Consider the following 22,995-nt stretch of genomic DNA (forward strand, 5'->3'; position numbering starts at 1 on the left):
CAGTCATTGCCGCCGGCGCTTGCCGGTTGCCCCAGTCGTGCGGGCAATGAACGCTGCCCTCCCCTCTCCCATGGCTGTACCGTCCGACATACGACGGGCAGTGGCGATGAAGCAGCGCAGCCGCAGGTCGGCGAGACTCTCGATGAAGTACCGGTCGGAGAGTGACGATCCCGGTGGGTGTGTGAGCTTCGCGCTCATCCACTCCACCAGGGTGGATCCTGCCCCGCGTGCGGTCCGGGGCCGGTCGAGGTGGGCCTGGTCCTCCCGGCCGCCGGTTGCCCGCGTCCAGGTTTGGTCGAGCGCGGTTCGGACCTCGTGACGCAAGGCGTCGAGTTCGTCCATGCTTGCGTGGACGAGGCGATCCAGTCGCTCCTCGGGCGACGTCTCTTCCCGGCGCGCCATCTGGGATGCGTGGTTGATGGCGGCCATTTCCCAGACCGGTAAGGGGTCGTTGCTCTCTGCATCCGAGTCCAGGGCCAGCGCCGCTTCCAGGTCGGCCATGAAGGCGAGGTCGTCTTCGGGTAACTCCGGCAGGTTGAGGCCGGTGAATACTCCAAGAAGGCGCTCGTCGACTTCCGCCCGGGGTGCGCGGGAGAGTTCGGGAACGCGACGCAGGTTGATGCGCATCTGCCGGATGGCCCTTCCTCCCCGTTCGAGATCGAGGCGGGCCTCGGCCTCAGCTTCTTCGTATTGCGGCGTCAGCTCGCCTCGCCACTCCTGAGGCACGGATGCCGCAACTTTCGCGACCTCGTCTTCCTGGGAGAACCGGCTGGTGAAGTAGACACGGGCCAGCGCGAGTTTGAGCGCGGACTCAGGTACGGGAGCGCCATCGAAGAATGCCATCAGGGCGAGGTCGTCCACACTGCGGCGTGGGCCGGCATGTCGGGCCAGTGAGAGCACCAGTTGCTCGGTTCCGGGCGGGTACTCCGTCCTGGTGCCGGCCCGGCCCATGTAGTCGACACGGGGGCGGGGGAGGAGGCCGTGCTGTCGCCAGCGTTCGAGCTGGGTGGCGCTGACCGGGTGGCCGGCGGCGGTTGCCGCGTTCATCAGATGCTGATCGGCGCGGCTTGGTGCGGTTCGTGGCATGAGGGAACGCTACGGATCCAGGCGGGGTACTTACTCGGCGGAAGACGCGGGGGTCTAGTAGCCCGGCATCGCGGATCAGCCTGGAGGGCACCTGAGCATTGCTGGGCGGCGCAGCGCGCCTCGCCGACGGGGCTGTACGAGGCGCGGCGTCCGCGACGGTGACGCACACGTCGATGTGGACGGCTTGGCGCGCGGGGGCCGCGCGGGGGGCCGCGTGCAGTGATCGGGGGCTGACTACGGAGTGTGACTTCAGTGGGCGGTGTCCTGACTGCTGCGGGTTGATCGATCCCGCGTCTACCGCCCGAACCAGCACGCTCCAGTTCCGGTGCTGGTTCCGTGCTGACTCATAGGCCCTCGAAAGAGGAAAAGCCGCAGGTCCTAGCCCCGATCGAATGAGTTGTCGTACCACTCGATGGTGGTGCCGATGAGGCTCGCTGTGACAACTCTGCGCATGTCGCGCGGGGTTGGGGCGGGCGCTGCGGGTGCGGTCATATCGGTCACTTCCGGGCGGGTGCGGGGGTTCTTCGGGTGCTGCCCAGGCTAGGAATGGCCGCTGAGTCATCCCATGTGGCGTAACCACATACTTTGACGCGTTCCGGTGGTGCGGGAGGCTGTGGAGTTCATCTCGTCAGGGGCCCGCTGCTGTCAGGGGGCCCTGCACAACGGCTCCGCACCCCGTGCGAGGGGTGCGGAGCCGTTCACCGTGCGGTGGCTCAGCCGACGGCCATCTTGTTGATCCAGCCGCCCCCGCTCTTGCTCACGATCTCCGTGCCGGAGCCGGCCAGCTCGCTCCGGGAGCCGGAGTAGAAGCGAACCGCGCCGTCGGTGCGGACCGTCCAGATGTCCGGGATGTTATCGCCGTTGGCGTCGGGCGTGCCGAACAGGAAGCGGATGTTGCCGCTGCCCCATCCCGAGGCCCCGTACTGTTCGTCCGCCCCGGCCGAGGAGTTGACGCCCGCCGCCAGCGAGTTGAGATCGACCCCGCCGTCCGACGCGGCCGGTTTACCGGTGCGCAGCAGGAGCCGGCTGGAGACGTCGGTGCGGTAGACCAGGTCGGTGATCCCGTCGCCGGTGATGTCCTGGACGGTGACGATGTCACGCTCGGTCCAAGCAGAACTGGATAGCCGGACGGCCTGCTCGATGCTGGCGCCGTTGTAGCCGGTGAAGGCCCAGAACGCGTCGCCGACGGTGAGGAAGAAGTCTGTCTTCCCGTCCCCGGTGGCATCCCCGGCCGCCACGATCTGGGTGATCGCCGAGGGGGTGGGTGCGTTCGACGGCAGCAGCACCCGCTGGCGCTTGTCGATGTTCACGGCACCGTAGCCGTCGCCCGGATAGACCCACAGCGCGTTCTCGCGGACGGCCACGAGATCCTGGAGCCCGTCACCGCCGTAGAAGTCGCCGAGATGGGTGATCAGGGTGTTCTTCCAGTACCCGGAGGGCGCGGCGGCGTAGGCGGGAAGACCGTCGTCGCCGTTGGGGTCCTTGGCGGGGTTGCCGCGGTAGGCGCCCGACATGGAGTAGTCGAGGTCGCCCGTGCCCTTGGCCAGGTCCGTCGTGGACTCGGACGGGTAGAGCCGCAGATTGCCGTTGGCGTCGACCACCATCAGGTCGGGCCGCCGGTCACCGGTGAAGTCGCCCGGCGCGTCGGCCTTGTCCCTCGGGGTCACGTAGAAGAAGTACTTGAGCGGCTGAGACGCGTTTCCGGCGTCGTCCACCGCACGTACGTACAGCACGTTCGGTCCGGCGAGCGGTGGTTTGACGTTCGTGATGGAGGTCGTCGTGGTGGTCGGTGCGCCGTTGGCGCGGCCGGCTGAGAAGGGGTATGACGCCTGGTTGAAGCCGTACTCATAGCGGACCACGTCCGTCTGCCGGGCGCGGAAGACGAAGGTACCTGCCGTGCCGAAGGTGACCGTGCTCCACTTCGAGTCCTCGGAGTCGTTGGCGAATCCGTTGTCGGCGGCATCGGCGTCCGGGAACTGCGTGGAGGACGCGAGCGGCGGTGAGGGCTTTGAGGTATCGAACACGAAGCGGCAAGGGATCTTGCTGTGCGAGTAGGCGGAGGCGGCGCCGTACTTGTCGACGGCCTTGGCGCGCCAGGAGTACGTGGTGCCGTTCACCAGCTTCAGCCCGGTGCTGCCCGTCGAGAACGGATCGGTGTGCACGCGCGCGGAACTGTTCTGGCTGCCGACCGAGACCTTGCCCTTGCTGCCGAGCAGGTTGGCCGTGCTGCCGTTCGTCGGCCACAGTTCGAAGTTCACCGAGGCGAGGTTGCCGTCCTTGTCGGAACTGTTGCCCCAGAAGGTCAGCGACGACGCCCCGACGTTGATGTACGGCGACGTGGTGTCGCAGCTCAGGTCCGGGTCGAGGTCGAGGCTGCTCGGCGTGGCGGGCGGACGGTTGTACGACAGGTCGACGTACGGGTCGTTGCCGCCGTTGGCCTGGAACTTCTTCCACGAGTACTGGGAGTTCTCGTCGGAGGCGCGCATCCCGATCGTCATCGTCTTCCAGCCGCCGGCGACGGCCTTGACCGCGCTCGGCTTGACGTCGAAGACGACGTATTCGTCGGGACATGAACCGGACTTCCAGCCGTGCGCGAAGCTGCCTCCGCCGATCTTGTTGCCGCTGTTCATCGCCGGGGCGTTCTTCCAGTTCGTCTTCGAACTGATCGTCCCGGTGAGATGGACGGTCATGGCGCGGGCGCTGCACGACCAGGAGTACGTCTCCAGGGCGCGCAGTTTGGCGCTGTGCACCGTGGAGCCCTTGAGGTCCGGGTCCCAGTCGATGCTGAAGAAGGAGCGCGAGGTTCCCCAGGTGTCCGACTCGAATCCGACCCGAGCCTCGTCGGTGCCGCCCCGGTTGAAGTTCTTGCCGTTGTAAAACGTGGCGTTGGGGTGGCGGCTGTAGGCGGTCGTCCAGTCGTTGGTGTGCTTCTTGATCGACGGGTCGACGAAGACGGGGTACACGGTCGTCGGGTCGGCGAGAAACGTCTGGTCAGGGCTGAACGCCCAGGTTCCGGCGTCGAGGTCGACGTCCACGAGCGAGCCGTGGGAGTCGGGCTGCGGGCCGTTGACGCCGGACAGGGAGAGCGTGGCGGCGGCTCCGGTCTGGGAGGGCAGCGGGCTGGGCTCCGGCGGTACGGGCGGTGAGGTGCCCTCCATCTCGGCGATGACGGAGGGGTCGGCTGCCTCGTCGGTCGCCGCCGGCAGCGTCTCGGGAGTGAGGTCCTCCTGATCGGTGTCGGCGACCTCGTCGGTCGGCTCGGGCGACTCGGACGGCTCCTCCTGGGGGCTGCCGGTCACGTCCGGTTCGGAGGGGATGACCTCGGGGGCGGTCGGTGAGGCGCTGCTGCCCGCTTGGCCGTCGGTGAGGGCCGGGGTGCCGGCGCTGTCCCACATCAACGGGGTCGGTGCTTCCGCCACGTCGGCGCCGTTCGTGTCGGTGGCCGACACGATGCCGGTGACCGGATCGAGCGCGAAGTCGAGGTCCGGGGAGCTGAGGCCGTACGCCAGACGCGCCACGCGCGGATCGGTCGCGGCCTGACGGTTCTTGACGACCAGGAGCTGAGCGAACCCGCTGTCGGCCGCCGTCAGGACGAGATCGACGCCGGGCAGGATCTCCGGGTACAGGGCCCGCGGCCCGTCGATGACGGGGGTCGGCACGGCGTCCGGCCAGGTCAGCATGATGGCATGACCGTCCACCGTGAGCGTCACCAGCGGGTTCGCGGTGGCGGTGGCGGCGGCACTCAAGGCGGAGGCGTTCGCGGCGCTGCCGAGCAGGGGGACCTGGCGCGGAACGGAGCGGGTGGTGTGCCGGGCGGCGTGTACACCGGTGGCGCCCGCGCCCGTGGTCCCGTCGGCGTACGAAGCGCCCCGGGCGCCCGTCGGACCCGCCGGCTTGTCCGCACCGCCCGAGAAGACCATGCCCACGTTGGTCGCCTTGGGCGCCCAACCGCCGTCCACCCGGCGCAGATCCGTGCCGATGGCCTGCCAGACCCCGTCCACCTTGGCCCGGATCGGGCTCGCGTGGATCCGGCGCTGGAGCAGTCCGTCCGGGCGCGCCCAGGTCGTCGCGTACGCCGTGCGCAGCGCGGTCGCCTCGACGGCCTTGCCGGTCTTCTTGGCGCGTGCGGCGGCGACGGTCTCCGTCAGAGGCGCCGCCTGGCGGGCGTGGGCAGGGCGCCGTGGCTGGTCCTCTTCGCCACCGCTCAGAGCGACGACCGTGAGGCCGGACGCTGCGATGACGGCGGCGGCGACGGCCGCGACCGTTCGGCGCGCGGGCGAGCGGCGCCATCGGCGCCAACGGCTCGGCATGAGAATTCCCTTCCCCCTGTGCAACAGCTGTGGCAGATGCGGCGACAGCCGACAGATCATGGCTCAGCTCCCGGAGGCCGTCACCCGGCGTTGTGGCGCGGACGGCGCCGGGCGGCGTACGGAGTCCCGCGCCGTTCGCGGCCCGCACATCGGCCCGTGGCGTTCCCGCAGAGGTGCACGGGCGCCCATTCGGCGCACAACAGGACATGCCTGGAGGGAATTTGGGAGGACTGCTCCGCAAGCGGGTGACACACCCCAAAGGCGACGCAGATGCCCATGAGCCTGATCGGCGGCATCAGTGGCTCTTTGCCGCAACTGGCGCCAGGGTAGCCCGATTTGTGGCCGTGATCATCATCACATGACTACAGGTCGTCTGGTTTTTCTTCACAAGTGCCGCACAGAATCAGCCCGTTCACTGGCCGCACCTGCGCACTGACCGGGTGCGGCCTTCTGTCGCCCGGGGGGACTCTGTTCGTGCCTGCTTTCCTGTCCGCGCGCCGCGCTCGTCGCATGCGCCGTGGCCCCCTGCGCTCAGCGTTGGCGCCCGTCGTCGGTGCGATCCTGCTGGTGGGGCTGACCCCGTTGACGGCCGTCGCCCAGCCGCCGAACCCCGGGGCGGCCGAAGTCGCCCGCGAGGACGTGTCGTTGGTGGAGATCCCGGCCGAGCAGCGGGTCGCCGGCAACACGCACAACGCCGGGCTCGACAGCATCGAGGCCGCACCGCCCCCCGACCTGGAGCAGGCCCCGGCCGGCACCGTCACCCCGCCCACGGGCGGCACCGGCTCGGTCACCTTCGGCGCCGCGGCCGCCCGGCAGGCCGGTATGCGGGCCACCACCGGTACCGCCGTTCTCGAACCGGTCGGCACCCTGCCCGTGAAGCTCGGCCAGGCCCCCGGCGCCGCCCTGCCCACCGGAACCTGGCAGGTCGGCGTCTCCCCGCGCACCGCCCCCGAGGCCGACGGCATCGACGGCGCGCTCGTCACGGTCACCGCCCCCGCCACCGGCTCCGTCCCCGTCTCGGTGCAGCTCGACTACAAGGCGTACCAGAACCTCTACGGCGCCGACTGGGCTTCCCGGCTCACCTTCGTGCAGTTTCCCGAGTGCTACCGCACGACCCCCGACGTCGAGGAGTGCCGGGCCTACGAGGAGCTGGAGACGGTCAACGACGCCAGCGCCAAAACCCTGACCGCCACCGTCGACACCGCCGCCGACGGCACGGTGACACCCGCCTCGTCGACCGCGTCCGCGGCGACCGGCACCGGCGCCGTCCAGGCGGCCTACCGCACCGGAGCGAGGCAGGCGGCGGCCGGCGGTGACAGCGCCGTGATCGGCGCGGTCGACTCCGGCGCGGGTGAGAGCGGCTCCTTCAAGGCGACTCCGCTGGAATCCAACGGCAAGTGGTCGGCGGGCGGCTCGTCCGGCGCGTTCACCTGGTCGTATCCCATCGACGTTCCGCCCACGCCCGCCGGTCCCGCACCGGAGATCTCCTTCGACTACAACTCGCAGAGCGTGGACGCGAAGACGTCCACCTCCTCGCCGCAGGCGTCGTGGATCGGCGAGGGCTGGGACTACAACCCGGGCTACATCGAGCGCCGTTACCGCACCTGCAAGGACGACCGCGAGGACACCGCGGCCGGCGCCGCCAACAACACGGCGAAGAAGGCCAAGACCTCCGACCTGTGCTGGGTGTCCTACAACGCCGTGATGTCGCTCGGCGGCGCCACGACCGAACTGGTCCGCATCGGAGAGACCGACCGCTACCGCCCGCAGCACGACGACGGCACCCGCGTCGAGCTGAAGACCGGCGCCGCCAACGGCGACAACAACGGCGAGTACTGGGTCGTCACCAAGCGGGACGGCACCGTCTACACCTACGGTCTCAACAAGATCGGCGGCGGTCACCAGGACACCCAGTCCGTCTTCACCGTGCCCGTCTTCGGCAACCACCCCGGGGAGCCGTGCCACGCGGCCGCGTTCGCCGACTCACGCTGCCAGGGCGACACCACCAAGCAGCAGGCCTGGCACTGGGGGCTGGACAAGGTCACCGACGTCAACGGCAACGTCATGGTCGTCAACTGGCTGCAGTCGGCGAACTACTACGCCGTCAACAAGAAGTTCAAGACGCCCGAGAAGTACATCCGCGGCGGTCTGCCCGATTCCATCGAGTACGGGCTGCGCGAGGACGCCCTCGGCGCCACCCCGGCCGCGAAGATCGACTTCCTGCTCTGGCAGCGCTGCCTCCAGGACACCACGGTCTGCGACTCTGCGAAGTTCGACGACACCAAGAACCCCGCCTCCTACCGCCCCTGGTGGGACAGTCCCGGCAATTTGAACTGCAAGAGCGACTCCAAGCTGTGCCCCGCCTTCCCGTCCTTCTGGAACCGGCTGAGGCTCGGCGGCATCACCACGTATGCCCAGCGGCCCGGTGTCGCGGGTCTGTCCAAGGTCGACACCTATCTGCTCAACCAGTCCTTCCCGCGCGACTGGTACGACACTTCGCCCGGCCTGTGGCTCAACTCCATCCAGCATTACGGCTTCCGTCCCGGCGACACCAGCGGCACCCTGCTCACCGAGTCCGGCGTCAGCTTCCAGCCGTACGTCGTCGGCACCGGCTCCGCGCACCCCCTCAGCACATATCTGAAGGACCAGCAGCTGCCCAACCTGGTGCCCCGCAGCTCCTCCGACCCGCGCCCAGGGTTCACCCGGCCGCGCATCGGTGCCGTCGCCACCGAACACGGCGCGGACATCGAGGTCACGTACAAGGGCGGCTGCCGTGTGCAGCCCGGCGTGGCCCCCGAGGACAACCACGGCACCTGCTTCCCCGTCCGCTGGTCGCCCGACGCCGAGGTCGAGAAGCCCGCGCTGGCCTGGTTCAACAAATACGTCGTTCACACCGTGACCGAGACCGACCGGATCACCGGCGTCTCCGCCCGCATGTCGACGCGCTACGACTACTCGGGCGCCGCCTGGGGCAAGAGTGACGACGAGTTCAGCAAGCCCGCCCTGCGCACCTACAGCGAGTGGCGCGGTTACCAGCAGGTGGCCACCTCGAAGGGCAACAAGATCTCGCCGGCCCCGGGCCGCCCGCAGACCCAGTCGTACTCGGTCACCCGCTACTTCCGCGGTGCCGGCGGGCCGGTCAAGGACTCCACGGGCAACGTCACCCTGGCCGCCGACGACATCGCCCCCTACGCGGGCATGACCGCCGAGACGATCACGTATACGGGGACCGGCGGCAAGATCGCCAGCCGGGTCCTGAACCGGCCCTGGGCCAAGCAGACCGCCTCCCGGCAGCGCGATGGCGACCTCACTGCGCTGACGGCCTACCGCAGCGGCTTCCAACGCAGCGACACCCTGCAGACCGTCGGCAGCAGCTGGCAGGGGGTGCGCACCACCACCGTCGTCGACGACGTCTACGGACTGCCGCAGCAGGTCGAGTCGGCCGTGGTCAAACCCGACGGCAGCGGCGGTGAAACCCTCAGCGACCAGAGCTGCGTCAAGACGCTCTACGTCATCAACGAGGCAGCCAACCTCGTCGGTCTGCCCAAGGAGATCCGCACCACCTCCACCTCCTGCGCCGGCCACGCCACCGCCGACCCGGCCACCCAGGTGATGAGCGCCGTCCGCACCAGCTACGACGGCGGAGCCTGGGGCGCCGCGCCCACCAAGGGCCTGGCCACGACCACTGCGACGCTCAACGACGACGGCACCGCCTACTCGACCGTCATGACCAACACCTTCGACCCGCTGGGCCGGGTGCGGAAGATCACCGACCCGCTCAAGGGCGTCTCGGAGACTCAGTACACCCCTGGCGACACGGGGGGACCCGTCACAGCGATCAAGAAGATCAACCAGAAGGGGCACGCCTCCACCACGGCCCTGGACCCCGGCCGCGGCCTGGCCCTGTCGGTGACCGACGCCAACGAGCACGTCTCGCGCATGGAGTACGACGCCTTCGGCCGCCTGGTGAAGGGCTGGTCGGCCGACGCCGCGATGCCCGACGTCCTCATCGACTACCAGATGGCGACCGCCACCCCGACCGTCACGCGGCCCACTGCCGTCACCGTCCGCTCCCTCAAGGACAACGGCGGCTACAGCCGACAGGTGACCGTCTACGACGGCCTGATGCGCCCCGTGCAGACGCAGAACGAAGCCCACGGCCCCGGCCGGATCGTCCAGGACACGCGCTACGACGACCACGGACTCGTCTCCGAGCAGACGGGCTCCTATCTCGCCAAGGGCGAGCCGGAAACCGGCCAGTTCAAGCGGGTCAGCGACTCCCTGGTGCCGAATCTGGTGCGCAACACCTACGACGGCCTCGGCCGCCCGGTGCGCAAGACCACCGTGCAGAGCGGCAGCCCCGTCTGGTACGACACCGTCGAGTACGGCGACAACTGGACCATCTCCCGCCCGGCCGGCGGCGCCTCACCCGCCGTTCGCGCCTACACCGACCCGCGCGGCCGGATCACCCGTGTCGATCACTCCACCAACCGCACCCAGGACGAGTGGCGCACCACCCGGTACTCCTTCGACGCCCGGGGCAACCGCACCCGCATCGAGGACCACGCGGGCAACCTCTGGACGTACGGCTACAACGCCCGGGGTCTGCTGGCCTCGGCCACCGACCCCGACATCGGCAGTGCCTCCTTCACCTACGACGCGCTCGGCCGGCAGGCCAGCGCCACCGACTCGCTCCAGCGCACCACGTACACCGAGTACGACGCGATCGGACGCGTCCTGAACGTCCGTCAGGGCTCCACGACCGCCGACCCGGTCAAGTCCTTCACGTACGACCTGCCGGGCGCGCTCGGCAAGGCGGCGAGCTCCACCCGGCACGAGGGCGGCGCCGACTGGACCGACCGGATCACCGCCTACGACGACAAGTACCGCCCGACGACCCGGGAGATCGTCGTCCCGTCCCAGGCCGGGCCCAAGCTCGCCGGCACCTACACCTACCGCTACGCGTACACCGAAAGCGGCAAGCAGCTCTCCGTCAGCGTCCCGGCGATCGGCGGTCTGGCCGCCGAGAAGGTCATCACCCGCTACAACGAGGACGGTCTGGCCGAGTCCACCTCCGGCCTGAGCTGGTACACCTCCGACGTCACCTACTCCGCGTACGGCGAGCCCCTGCGGACCGTCAGCGGGCCCCAGCCCTACCGGGTGTGGACCACCAACTTCATCGATCAGGAGACGGGCCGCCTCCAGCGGACCGTCTGGGACCGCGAGACCGCGTCCTCGCACCGCATTTCCGACTCCTACTACTCCTGGGACCGCGCGGGCAACCTCACATCGGCGGCCCGCAAGCAGGCCGACGGCGCCACGTCCACCTGGGACAACCAGTGCTTCACCTATGACTACCTCGGTGAGCTGGTCCACGCCTGGACCTCCGGCCTCGACGTGACCGCCGCCACCGGCTGCAAGTCTGCCTCCGGCACCGCCTGGGGCTACCGCAGCGACGGCCAGAGCAGCGCCGGGCCCATCGCCGAGGCGCCGGACGCCGTCACCGACGCCGCCGCGCCCGACGCCGAGATGCAGGCGTCCCTCGACGCCGCGGCGCCGGCCACCGGGTCGGTCGCCACCACCGCCGGCTCCTACTTCCAGTCCTTCACCTTCGACGCCGTCGGCAACCGGGCCTCTCTCACCGACCACGACCCGGCGAACTCCGCCCTGGACGTCCGTACCGCGTACGGCTACGGCAAGACCGTCGCGGGCAACGGCACGAGCGCTCCCACACTCACCCAGCCCCACCTGCTCAGCAAGGTCGACCGGCCCACCGGCACCGACCCCAGTTACGTCAACGACGCCACCGGCAACACCACCGAGCGCCACCTCACCGGCGGCGACCAGATCCTGGACTGGAACGCTGAGAACAAGCTCGCCTCGGTCACCGGCACGGGCGACGGCGCCGGACCGATCACCGGCCTGAACGGCAAGTGCGTCGACCTGCAGACCAACGTTCTCACGGACGGCACTCCGATCCAGCTCCACGGCTGCAACAGCACGCCTGCGCAGGCGTGGCAGACCACCGGCGACACCCTGCGCATCCGCGGCAAATGCGCCACCGTCAACGGCGCCCTCGTCCAACTCGCCGCCTGCAACGGCAGCACCACGCAGAAGTTCACGCTGCGCAGCACCGACAAGGCCTTCGTGCACGCCGCGACCGGCAAGTGCCTGGCGGTGCCCGGCGGAACCGATGCCGACGGCACCGACCTCCAGGTCGCCACCTGTGCCGCTGGCGCCGCACAGCAGTGGACGCTCGCCGACCGCACCACGTACGTCTACGACGCGGGCGGCAACCGCATCCTGCAGAAGTCCGCGGCCGGGACCACCCTGTTCCTGGGCGAGACCGAAGTCACCACGGACCCCAAGGGAAATCTGCTCAAGGCCAGCCGTATCTACCAGCACCCCGGCGCCCCCTCCGTCGTCCGGGTCAGCAAGTACGGTGGCTCCGACCACGTCCTGAGCGTGCTGCTGAACGACACCGTCGGCACAGCCACCACCTCCGTGGAGCAGAGCACCGGCCAGCCCGTCACCCGCCGCGCCTTCAAGCCGTACGGCGAGACACGCGGCAACCGGCCCGAGACCTGGCCCAACGCGCGCAGCTACCTCGGCACCGGCATCGACGACACCTACTCCGGACTCACCCACATCGGCGCCCGCGAGTACGACCAGTCGACCGGCCGCTTCCTCTCGGCCGACCCCGTGGTCGACTTCGCGGACCCGCTCCAGATCAACGGCTACGCCTACGCCAACAACAACCCGATCACCAAGAGCGATCCCGACGGGCTCCAGCCCATCGAGTGCTGGGAAGGCACCGCCGTCTGCCGCGGCGGACGCATCATCAGGGTCAAGAACGACGACGTGAAACCCGATGAGGCGCTCACGGAGGCCAAGGTCTCCAAGGGCGGCAAGACTTATCGCGTCTTCTATGACGACCGGGGCGTCCCGCACACCGTCGGCTCACCGCAACCGCTCCAATCGGAGCGCGTCGCCATCAAGTTCATGAACGACGACCTGCGCTCGTCGCTCAACCTGTACGACCCGAAGACCGGCAACGGCAGCGAGTACCTCTGGCAGGACGACAAGGGAGTGATTCCCGAGAAGAAGGGCCTGGTGCACGACGCGAACGGCAACCACCGGGTGGCCGGCGTCACAGCCGACTTCATCAAGGTCACCTGGAAGAACGGCAAGATCGTGGATGTGGAGACCTGGGACGCGAACGAATCCAAGCGCGCCGTCGACGCGGAATCCGTCGACGCCATCCGGAAGACCATCAACCGCAAGCTTGACGTCGATGGCACCAAACCGCAGAGCCAGAAGGTCGTCTTTGTCGCGCACAGCATGGAACAGGCCCAAGCCGTCGCGGACAAGTTCGTCGGCAACGCCAACGTGCGAGTGATCTTCGCGGGTGACGGCAAGCCGGGATCCACGATGTTCGACACCCATATGTCGGGCGGTCTGCGCGGCGGGAGCGTCTCGGGGAGCCCCAGGTCGGGCAGCGGCGAGAGCGGCGGCGGCAAGCGCGGCGGCGGCGGTCTCGGCGGCAAGCTGATGAACGGCGCCGGCATTCTCGGCGACCTGACGTTCATCTGGGAGGGCTGGAAGACCTTGGAACGCGGCTGCGACGACGTCGTCGTCTCCTGCGGACCCCCGCCCACCGCCTGACCGGCGCGGCCTGCCAAGGTGGGCCGCGCACCGCACCACACCGCACCACCCGCACCGAGCACGGACTGCACCGCAGGAGGAACACCATGGGCAAACAGCGCATCACCGTCTGTCTGCCGCCCGTCGGCCCCGACGGGCTCAAGCAGGCGATCGGGCAGGCCATGGACCCCTTCTGGTACGACCGTGAGGACCGTCCCCATCCGGACTGGGTGGGGGAGTGGAGCTACTGGTTCGTCTCCGGGGCGGGCTGTCTCTTCGACGTGCTGCCCGGCCACGAGGACGACCCCCGGCTCGTGCGCTACGACGACTGGACCGAACCCCCGGAGGACCTGCCGCCCTCCCGCTGCCACGGCGGCCCGCGCGGCATCCTCGACCTCGACACGCCCCGCGCCGCCGAGGCTCGCCGGGCCGGCGACACCTGGACGGCGTACCGGGCCTTCTCCGACCGCTACCCCCCGGCGCTTCCCTTCCACCACTTCGCCGAGCGGGCCAGGACCCTGGACCCCGAACACGCCAGGGAGGCGGCCGTGACCGCCTTCCGGGAACAGCCCCTCATCCGGGCGATCAAGGCCAACCCCGCGCTGGAGGAGCGGTTCGGCTCCGACCCCGCCTACCACTTCGACGAGGACCTCGGGACGTACGTGACCCGCCACGTGGCCGCAGTGTTGCCCACCGCCGCGTTGCTCACCCTCGACGGGCGGTGGGTGGAGGGCGGCGGCCTCGACTACGAACGCATGTTCAACAGCTATCTGGACGGTCTTCCTGCCGACACGATGGTTGTGCGGGTGCTCTACCACTCGTGACGCGGCAGGGCATCGGCGCTCGTGCGATGACGGAGCGACGCGCGATGGGCGTTCGGGTGCGAGAAGTTGACTATGGTCCTTGAGATCTACTGGCGGCCGTTCTGCTGTCGGCCGAGAAAGTCGCGGCTGCGACAGCGTGGGCGCCAGGATCGTCCCATGCAGCCGGTCTTCGTTCTTGTGCACAGTCCGTCCGTGGGGCCCTCGACCTGGCACCCCGTCGCCGAACACCTGGTGGCAGCGGGGCATCAGGCACGGGTGCCGTCCCTCCTGCACGTGGGCGCCGGCCCCGCGCCCTTCTGGCCCCGTGCGGTCGACGCCGTACGCGACGACCTCAGCGAGGTCCCGGTCGACACACCCCTCGTGCTGGTCGCTCACAGCAACGCAGGCCTGTTCCTCCCGGCGATCCGCTCCGGCCTCGACCATCCGGTGGCCGCGTCGGTCTTCGTCGATGCGGCGCTGCCGGCCCGGATCGGCCCCACCCCTGTCGCCCCGCCCGAGTTGCTGGAGTTCCTCCGCCCGAAGGCCGTGAACGGCAGGCTGCCGCGCTGGACCGACTGGTGGGACGAGGCAGACGTCGCCCCCATGTTCGCCGATCCGCAGGTGCGACAGAACGTGGTGGAGGAGCAGCCCGCTCTGCCCCTGTCCTACTACGAGCAGCACATCCCGGTCCCCGACGGCTGGGACGACCACCCCTGCTCCTACCTGCTGTTCGGCCCGCCGTACGAGGGACTTGCCGATGAGGCGCGCCAACGCGGCTGGCGGGTGGCCCACTTGCCCGGCGCACACCTCCACCAGATCGTCGATCCCACCGGCACGGCCCGGCACCTCGTCGAACTCTCCGCTCACTGAGAAGTAACCGGTGTACGGCCGCAGTTGGGAGAAGGCTAAGGTCACCCAGACCGCCCTTTCGACGCCGTACGCGATCGGGGCCGTGGCGGTCCGGCAGGCCGAGTCGGAGAGGAAAGGGCGGTACGACGTGCCGAGTTGGGATCGCAGGCTGACGGCCGCCGGTGTGCGGGAACGTGCCCTGCGCGAGGACTACTCGACGGCTGCGCGGGTCTTCGCCCGCAGAATCCTCGCCCACTACGCCGCCGTACGTCTGCTGGTGGCTCCGGCACTGCACCCGCACGTGGTCGCCGCCTACGCCTTCCTGGCCCGTACCGACGACCTCGCCGACCAGGGGCCGCTGCACGAACGCCTGCCCCGCTGGCGGGCCTGGGCCGAACAGGTCACCGTGGGGCTGGAGTCCGGGCGCGCCGACGACCCCGTCCTGCGGGCCTTCCTGCACACCGTGGCCGCACGGCGGCTGCCCCATCACTGGGTGCACACCTATCTCAAGGCCACCACCGAAGAACTGCACTTCACCGGCCACGCCACCGAAGCCGACTTCCAGCGCTACGTCGACAACCTCGCCCTGCCGGCCCTGATGCTGATCGAGGACCTGCAGTACGAGGGCGGCGGCGACGAGGTCTTCCGGTCCCGCTGCCGGTCCTTCGCCGAAGGTCTGCAGCGACTGGACTTCCTGACCGACCTCACCGACGACCTGGCCGAAGGGCGCCTCTACCTGCCGCAGGAGGACCTGGACCGCCTCGGCGTCACCCGCACCGACCTCGAGCAGGGCCAGGACACCCCGGCCGTAAGGGAGTTGGTGGCCCTGACCTGCCGTAGGACCAGAAAGTCGTTGACCGACTCGCGAGCTCTCCTGGACTCCACCGTGCCGGGCTTCCGGCCATTGCAGCGGGCTCTGCTGGACCTGGCCGAGCACCAGTTGGCCCGTGTCGAGAGCACCGGTACGTCCGTCACGAGGCGCGCGGTGGGCTACGGCATCCGCGTGCCGGTCGCCGTCCTGCTCCGAGAGAGGCGTCAACTCACGGGCAGTGCACCGCTCGACGGGTGAACGGGCTTAGTCGGACTGCCCGTGCGACCGAATCCGTGCAGTGGTCGCCGCCCACCGGATCGGGCTGGTCGGCGCGATCCGGCAGACGGCACTGGGTTGATCTGCACGCCTTCGGGACGCGCCGACCCGTCAGTGGCGCACCTTCACCTTGCTGAGCGCGGCCACCCCGAGCGCGGCCACGGCGATCTGGATCAGCCACTCGACCCAGTCGACCCCGTCGGTGTCGGCGACATCGAGGCCTGCCGCGATGCCCGTGCCGATGAAGGCGGCCACGATGCCGATCAGGATCGTCCACAGGATGCCTATGCGCTGGCGCCCGGGGACCACGAGCCGGCCGAGGACACCGATCACGATGCCGATGACTATCGCGCTGATCACGCCTGAGATCTCCATGCGGTGTCACCCCCTCTGTAGTTGGTGACGCACGAGTGCCCGCCGAAGGGGTGCACACTCCACAGCCTTGGCCATTGCTTTGGCAACGTCTCGCTGAGCAAGGAGGCTTCGGTGCCGGTATCGCCTCCGATTCCGGCGTCAACGTCTGGCTGCCACTCAGGGAGACGGTGTGAAGAGCCCGTCCGGCCTGAACCGGGAGGACCGCGCGGATTTCGAGAGGGTGTGGTGTCTGGCCCTCAAGCCAGGACTGTCCGGCCGCTCGAGGGGCGCAGGGCCCCGGCCAAGACTGGCAGATTTCCCACGGCGGCAGCCGTACTCGCGCCGCTCGTGTCGGCTGCCGCGGCGGCCCTTTCCTGTTCATCGAGTACTAACTGCGCCTCGCTGCCCCGATGGTGGCCGACGCCGCTGGATGGCCCTTCCGTCGGGCCGGATCAGTTCCGCGAGTTCCCGAACAGCAGGCGATAGCCGATCAGCAGCACCAGGGAGCCGCCGATGGCCGCGCCCCAGGTGTAGAGGTCGAAGAAGTGACTCTCCACCGGGCGGTCGAGGAAGCGCGAGGAGAGCCAGCCGCCGACGAACGCTCCCGCGACCCCGATGAGGGTGGTGCCGATCAGGCCGCCCGGGTCGCGGCCCGGCAGCAGGATCTTGGCGATGGCTCCGGCGAGCAGACCCAGGATGATCCAGCCGATGATGCCCACGTTGTAGTCCTCCAGTCGGGACGGGACCGGGGAAAGTCCGCCGGGCGCCGACCCTTCGAGTTGCCTGATTGCGCAAGCCTAAGGACTGATGAGTGGGACGAAGGAGCTCTGCCGTGCCTGGTGACAAGTCGTCGATGTTCTTTCACACGCTTATTACATTGCGCAATCGATGAACTGGAGGCGCTCTCGTGGACCGCGCCCCGCCGCCCTTACACTGAGACAGCACGCGTGCGTCGACAGTGACCGGGACGGGAGGGGACCGTGGCGACACTCGCCGGTGGGGAGGATCCGTCCGCCGAAGTGCTGACGGAAGCGGCCGCCGTGTTCGGACTGCTCGCCTCCGCCGCCCGGCTGCACATCATGTGGGCGCTGTCCCAGGGCGAGAGCGACGTCACCCATCTCGCGGACCGGGTCGGCGGCGCGTTGCCCGCGGTCAGCCAGCACCTGGCGAAACTGAAACTCGCCGGGCTCGTCCGCTCCCGCCGTGAGGGGCGCCGACAGGTTTATTACGTCGACGACCCCGACATCGTGACCGTGGTCCGCGTCATGGTCGGCCAGCTCACGGCCCGTACAGCCCCGGCCGCGGCGCGCGGCCCCGTCTCGGGCATGCCTTGATTCCGCCTCCGTAAGTGAAGGCGAATATGTCCGCAAGGTTGCCGCGATCGTCCATGAGATCTCTCACCTGTGAAATCTGGCGGGCTCTGTGATGCCCGGGCCAGGGGTTTGTTAGATTGCGCAACTACGCAACCCAGGCCGAAGTTCCTGCTTGGCCTGCCTGTACTCCGCCGCGCTTGCCCGGCCGCCCACCCCATGGCCCGGCCTGAGAGGCCCGACCGTTTCCTGGGAGTGGTAGATGAGCGACCCGTGGGACGGCCCGGGCGGTCAGGCCACGCGCAGCCGCACCGGCCGGGTGCCGGAGCAGCGGGCGGACGAGCCGGGCGGAGCGCCTCGGCCCGGAGGCCGGGCCGCGGCGCGGGCAGCGGCCCGCTCGCACGGTGGCAAGGGCTCGCGTCGCCGGGCCCGCCCGGTGCGGCGTGGCAGGCGGGTGTTGAAGATCGTCGGAATGTGTCTGGCGATCCTCGTCCTGGCCACGGCCGGTGCCGGATGGTGGTTCTACCAGCACCTCAACGGCAACATCAACAGCGTCTCGCTCGACGGCAAGGGCGGTTCGGAGAAGGCCGACGCGTTCGGGCGCACCCCGATCAACATCCTGGTCATGGGCTCGGACGGCCGGACCAGCAAGGCGGACTGCAAGCTGGGCGGCGGCTGCTCCCAGACCGGCGTACAGACCGGAAACGGCAACGCGGACGTACAGATGGTGGTGCACATATCCGCGGACCGCTCCAACGCCACCGTCATGAGCATCCCCCGCGACACCATGGTCGACGTCCCGGCCTGCAAGGACAGTGAGAGCGGCCAGTCCACGTCCGGCTACTACGGCCAGATCAACAGCGCCCTTCAGTACGGTCCCGCCTGTCAGGTGGCCACCATCCACCAGCTCACCGGCATCCCCATCGACCACTTCGTCAAGCTCGACTTCTCCGGCGTGGTCAAGATGTCCGACGCGGTCGGCGGTGTCTCCGTGTGCGTCGACCACAACGTGTACGACACCTACTCGCACCTGAAACTGTCCAGGGGCAGCCACACCCTCAAGGGCGAGGCGGCCCTGGAGTTCGTCCGCTCCCGCCACGGCTTCGGGGACGGCAGCGACCTCGGCCGCACGGTCTCCCAGCACATCTTCCTCAGCGCGATGATCCGGAAGTTCAAGAGCGCGGGCACGCTCACCGACCCCACCGCTGTCTACGACCTCGCGGACGCCGCCACCAAGGCGCTCACCGTGGACGACGGCCTCGGCAGCGTCAAGAAGCTGATCGGGCTCGCGGCCGACGTGAACAAGGTCCCCACCAAGCGGATGACCTTCACCACCATGCAGACCGTCGCCGATCCCAACAACACCAACCGGGTCGTGGTGGGCGCGGGTGCCAAGGACCTCTTCTCCAGCATCGCCGACGACCAGTCCCTGACCAACGGCTCCGGCAAGAAGTCCGCGGCGGCCTCCGCAAAGGCCACGGCCTCGGCGGTACCCGCCTCCGAGATCGCCGTGACCGTCGAGAACGGTACCGAGATCACCGGCCGCGCCTCCGCGATCGCGAACGCGCTCACCGGCCAGGGCTTCAGCTCCGCGACGACCACCGCCAACGCGCCGAGCCCGGCGACCACCACCACCCTCACCTACGGCACCGGTCGGAAGGCCGAGGCCCAGACGGCCGCCAGGGCGCTCGGGCTGTCCACCTCACACCTCGAGGAGGGCGCCGGTACCGGTCTGACCCTGGTGATCGGCAGCGACTGGACGAGCGGCACCACGTATCCGGGCGGTTCGGCCTCGCCGGCGCCCGCCGACACGAAGGCCGCGGTCTCCAACGCACACGCCCAGACCGCCGACGAGGCCAAGACCTGCGCCAAGGTCAGCCCCTACAAGACGGTTTCCCTCAACGGGGTCCCGATGACACCGGAGCAGGCGTACGCGGCGGCGCCCAACAAGAAGGACTCCGACGAGTGAGGCGGGGACGGGGGCTGCGGTTGTACAGTTGCGCAAGTTGGCAACCGTGAGTGTGAGAAGGGACGTGCGGCATGCTGCGCAACGGACTGGAGCCCTGGCACCTGCTGGTCGTGGCGGTCATGATCATCTTGCTGTTCGGCTCGAAGAAGCTGCCCGAGGCCGCCCGCGGGCTCGGCAAGTCGATGCGCATCCTCAAGAGCGAGGCCAAGGCGATGAAGGAGGACGGCACCGCGCACTCCTCCGCCGCCCCGGTTGAGTCCGAGCAGCATGTCGTCCGGTCCGCGCCTGGAGAGACCACGGCAGCGCAGCCGACGGCCGAGAACGACCCGGCCCACTGAGCTTCCGTACGGCGTCCTTGACCGGGCGACGGTCTCCTCGGCATGGTCGAAGAACCCGCCGTCGATCAGGGGGCCCAACGGCCGTACAGCAGAGGCGTGTTGCGGCGCGGAGCGGCATGGGCGGCGGCGATCGCTGTCGGTGGGGGCCACTAAGCTCCCGCCCATGAGTGAGGCAGACGAAGTCCCCGGCAGACGAGTCGTCGACGGGCGCTTCGAGTTGGAAGCCCGTCTCGGCGGCGGCGGGATGGGCACGGTCTGGCGGGCCAGGGATCTGGTGCTGCACAGGATGGTCGCGGTCAAGGAGGTCCGACCGCCCGACCGGGACCTCGCCGAGTACGACCCCGACAGCGCGCGGATGCTGCGCGAGCGGGTGTTGCGCGAGGCGCGGGCCCTGGCCCGGATCGATCACCCCGGCGTCGTCACCATCCACCACATCGTCGACGGCGGCGACGGCACCTACCCGTGGATCGTCATGGAGCTGGTCAGCGGCGGCTCGCTCGCCGACCGGCTGGCCCGGGGGCCGATGCCGCCGGCCGAGGCGGCGCGGATCGGCCGGGGCGTGCTGGCCGCGCTGGCCGCCGCACACGAGGCCGGAATTCAGCACCGGGACGTCAAGCCCGCCAACGTCCTGCTCAGGTCCGACGGGCGCCCCGTCCTCACCGACTTCGGCATCGCCGCGATCCGCGAGACGACCAGCCTCACCGTCACCGGCTCGATCATCGGCACCCCCGACTTCATGGCACCGGAGCGGATCTCGGGCCACGAGGGCGGTGCCGCCTCCGACCTGTGGTCACTCGCGATGATGCTGTACACCGCCGTGGAGGGCCACCACCCGCTACGCCGGGGCAACACCCTGGCCACCCTCGCCGCCGTCCTCAACGAGGACGTGCCGCCGCCGGTGCTGGCCGGTGCCCTGGGGGACGTACTGATGAGCGTGCTCGTACGGGATCCGGCGGTGCGGCCGTCGTCCGCAGTGTTGGACCGACGGCTGGCCGAGATCGAGTCGGGGTCCACCGGTCCGGTCACCGCGTGGCCGCAGTCCACCACCCCGTACCCGCTGAACCCGCCGTCCGCCGGTGCGGCCCCTGCGTACCCGGGGGCCTTCGCCCCGCACACGGCTCCCCTCGCCGGAGCCCCCGCTCCGGCGGGTGCAGCAGGCCCCGGCGGATTCGGGCCGCCGCCCGTCCCCGCCGGGCACGGCCAGCCGGTGACCTCGCCCGTCCGAGCGGGACGTAAGAGCCGGCCGGGACCGCGTGTCCTACTCGGCGTCTCGGGAACCTCGCTGGCCGGCGCCCTGGTCCTGATGTGGTGGCTGCTGCCCTTCGGTGGAGACTCGGGCGGATCGGGCGACGCGGCGGACAGCGGCGCCTCCTCCTACTCTGCCTCCTCCTCCGTCACATCGGCCCCCGAGCCGACCGGCTCCCCGGCCGCCGCCCCGGCCGTCCAGCAGTCGAAGGACACGACGACCACGAACCTGCTCACCCCCGGCGGCATCCGCACCGCCATCCAGGCGTTGCAGCAGGAGACCGGCCGGGACAGGTTCGGCGACTTCACCGTCTACGAGGACTTCGCGTCGGCGGAGCTGATGGTCAACGGCAGCGACAGCAAGTACGACACCTACACCTACCGTCCGGGACAGGGCGTGGAGAAGGGCATCATCAAGGGCACCCTGTCCGGCGGCGACCAGCCCTTCCGCCTCGACGGCTTCAACTGGGACAAGATGCCCACGCTCCTGGAAGAGGCCCGGAAGAAGCTCAACGTCGACCATCCGAACACCCGTTACGTGATGGTGAGACAGCCCAACGACATCTTCGACACCCCCCTCGGCGTGGCCGTCTACCTCAGCAACGAGTACAGCCAGACCGGCTACCTCGAGGCGAACACCAAGGGCAAGGTGACCCGCGTCATGCCCGCGGAGGACTGAGGGCCGTTCGGTCTCACAGGCGGATGACGACGAGAGCGGTGTCGTCGGCGTTGCCGGTGGGTGGGAGCAGGTCCGCCAGCAGCGCGTCGGCCAGGACCTCGGGGTCGGCGCGGCGGTGGCGGGTGAGCGCGTCGGCGAGGCGCGCCAGCCCCGTGTCGATGTCCTCGGTGCGGCGTTCGATCAGACCGTCGGTGTACAGGACCAGCGTGGCGCCCTCGTCGAAGGGCGTGATGGCCTCCGGACGGATGGTGTGTTCGAGGCTGGCACCGAGCGGCGGGTCGGTGGCCCGGTCGAGGAAGGTGACCGTGCCGTCGGGGTGGAGCAGGGCGGGCGGGAGGTGGCCCGCGCTGCTGTACGTGAGGGTGTGCTCGCCCCAGTCGACGAAGGCCGTCGCCGCCGTCGTCGACTCGGCGCCGTCGACGGAGCGGGCGTACAGCCCGAGCGCCTCCAGAGCCCGGGCAGGGCCGTCGGCGACGCGGGTGGCGGCGCTCAGCGCGCTGCGCAGCTGGCCCATGACGCAGGCGGCCGCCAGGCCGTGGCCGACCACGTCACCGACGGCCACCGCGAGACAGTCGTCGGGCAGGTCGACGAGGTCGTACCAGTCACCGCACACGTTCAGGGAGCCGACGGCGGGCCGGTAGCGCACGGCCGCCTGATGGTGGCCGAGGGGTCCGGGGGCGGGCAGCAGGGCCTCCTGCAGAGCCAGGGCGACCTCGCGTTCGCGGGCGTGTGCCTTGCGCAGGCGTTCGTTGACCTCCTGGAGTTCCCGGGCGCGGGTGTACAGCTCGGCCTCCAGCACGCGTGCCCGGCTGTCGCCGCCCGGTCCGCCGCGGGCGCGAATGAGTTCGGTGACCTCCTCCACCCGGTGCACGAGGAGTTTCACCTTCCCGTCGGTGCCGAGGACGGGCGCGTTGACCGGGCTCCAGAAGTGCTCATGCCAGTGGCCGGGCCGCTGGGGATCCTCGATGTCGTAGCGGAGAACCGCCATCGTGTCGCGCTCCCCGGTGGCCACCGCACGCAGCATCGACTCCCGCGTCTCCCGCATCCCGGCCGCGGCCGAATCATTGGGGTTCTCGGGGAAGACGTCGAAGATGTAGTGGCCCAGCAACTGCTCGCGGGCGCGACCGGTGAGCCGTAGGAAGTCGTCGTTGACGTCGACATACACCAGCTCGGGCGTCAGCAACGCCACCATGCCGGGCAGAGCCCGGAATACCGCCGCGTAATCGATCTGCGGTTTCCTCATGTGCAGCCTGCCTCGACACGAGCCATCATGATGTGATTTTCCACGATAGAGGGGAATGGGCCGCAGCCTCGACAGCTA

At 69.6% G+C, this 22,995-nt stretch carries 13 protein-coding genes; 8 read left to right on the forward strand and 5 right to left on the reverse strand.

All coding sequences use genetic code 11. From position 1 onward, the window contains the following. Nucleotides 1-3: 3 nt before the first annotated feature. Together RNB18_RS16310 and RNB18_RS16315 are read right to left on the reverse strand one after the other, a co-directional pair. Entirely contained in the window at nt 4-1,086 is a 1,083-nt protein-coding gene (locus RNB18_RS16310) for a hypothetical protein (protein WP_311714793.1), read from the reverse strand. Between the two features lie 713 nt (nt 1,087-1,799). Then, complete coding sequence (locus RNB18_RS16315; RefSeq protein WP_311714794.1) at nt 1,800-5,396, reverse strand: DNRLRE domain-containing protein; 3,597 nt, start codon at nt 5,394-5,396, stop codon at nt 1,800-1,802. Between the two features lie 510 nt (nt 5,397-5,906). Between RNB18_RS16315 and RNB18_RS16320 the strand changes: the two genes are divergently transcribed. The 4 genes from RNB18_RS16320 (at nt 5,907) to RNB18_RS16335 (ending at nt 15,761) form a co-directional block, all read left to right on the forward strand. After that, a complete protein-coding gene (locus RNB18_RS16320) occupies nt 5,907-13,061 on the forward strand; it encodes a ricin-type beta-trefoil lectin domain protein (protein ID WP_311714795.1) in 7,155 nt (2,384 codons plus the stop codon). An 86-nt stretch (nt 13,062-13,147) separates the two neighbouring features. Next, nucleotides 13,148-13,864: a hypothetical protein gene (locus RNB18_RS16325; protein ID WP_311714796.1), complete on the forward strand. Its 717-nt coding sequence runs from the start codon at nt 13,148-13,150 to the stop codon at nt 13,862-13,864. A 192-nt stretch (nt 13,865-14,056) separates the two neighbouring features. Further along, nucleotides 14,057-14,713: an alpha/beta fold hydrolase gene (locus RNB18_RS16330; RefSeq protein WP_311714797.1), complete on the forward strand. Its 657-nt coding sequence runs from the start codon at nt 14,057-14,059 to the stop codon at nt 14,711-14,713. Between the two features lie 10 nt (nt 14,714-14,723). Next, nucleotides 14,724-15,761: a squalene/phytoene synthase family protein gene (locus RNB18_RS16335; RefSeq protein WP_311714798.1), complete on the forward strand. Its 1,038-nt coding sequence runs from the start codon at nt 14,724-14,726 to the stop codon at nt 15,759-15,761. Nucleotides 15,762-15,890: 129 nt separating this feature from the next. On the opposite strand, the gene RNB18_RS16340 is transcribed toward RNB18_RS16335, so the two are convergent. Together RNB18_RS16340 and RNB18_RS16345 are read right to left on the reverse strand one after the other, a co-directional pair. Then, complete coding sequence (locus tag RNB18_RS16340) at nt 15,891-16,154, reverse strand: GlsB/YeaQ/YmgE family stress response membrane protein (RefSeq protein ID WP_057617751.1); 264 nt, start codon at nt 16,152-16,154, stop codon at nt 15,891-15,893. A gap of 431 nt (nt 16,155-16,585) precedes the next feature. Continuing rightward, nucleotides 16,586-16,852 (reverse strand): GlsB/YeaQ/YmgE family stress response membrane protein, encoded by a 267-nt coding sequence (locus RNB18_RS16345; protein WP_057617750.1) that lies wholly within the window; start codon nt 16,850-16,852, stop codon nt 16,586-16,588. Between the two features lie 261 nt (nt 16,853-17,113). On the opposite strand from RNB18_RS16345, the gene RNB18_RS16350 reads away from it, so the two are divergent. From RNB18_RS16350 to RNB18_RS16365, 4 genes are all read left to right on the forward strand, one after another. Beyond that, on the forward strand, nt 17,114-17,467 hold the full coding sequence (locus RNB18_RS16350; protein ID WP_311714799.1) for an ArsR/SmtB family transcription factor: 354 nt from the start codon (nt 17,114-17,116) through the stop codon (nt 17,465-17,467). 238 nt (nt 17,468-17,705) lie between these two features. Beyond that, nucleotides 17,706-19,412 carry an LCP family protein gene (locus RNB18_RS16355; RefSeq protein ID WP_311714800.1) on the forward strand — a complete coding sequence of 569 codons (1,707 nt, stop codon included), beginning with the start codon at nt 17,706-17,708 and terminating at the stop codon, nt 19,410-19,412. A 71-nt stretch (nt 19,413-19,483) separates the two neighbouring features. Continuing rightward, the gene (gene tatA, locus RNB18_RS16360; RefSeq protein WP_311714801.1) at nt 19,484-19,750 is read left to right on the forward strand and encodes a Sec-independent protein translocase subunit TatA; all 267 of its coding nucleotides are present in this window, start codon (nt 19,484-19,486) and stop codon (nt 19,748-19,750) included. A gap of 163 nt (nt 19,751-19,913) precedes the next feature. Further along, nucleotides 19,914-21,674, forward strand: a complete 1,761-nt coding sequence (locus tag RNB18_RS16365; protein WP_311714802.1) for a serine/threonine-protein kinase — start codon at nt 19,914-19,916, stop codon at nt 21,672-21,674. 13 nt (nt 21,675-21,687) lie between these two features. On the opposite strand, the gene RNB18_RS16370 is transcribed toward RNB18_RS16365, so the two are convergent. After that, a complete protein-coding gene (locus RNB18_RS16370; protein WP_311714803.1) occupies nt 21,688-22,917 on the reverse strand; it encodes a PP2C family protein-serine/threonine phosphatase in 1,230 nt (409 codons plus the stop codon). Between the last annotated feature and the right edge of the window lie 78 nt (nt 22,918-22,995).

The organism is Streptomyces doebereineriae (genome assembly GCF_031845645.1).
Lineage (GTDB): Bacteria > Actinomycetota > Actinomycetes > Streptomycetales > Streptomycetaceae > Streptomyces > Streptomyces canus.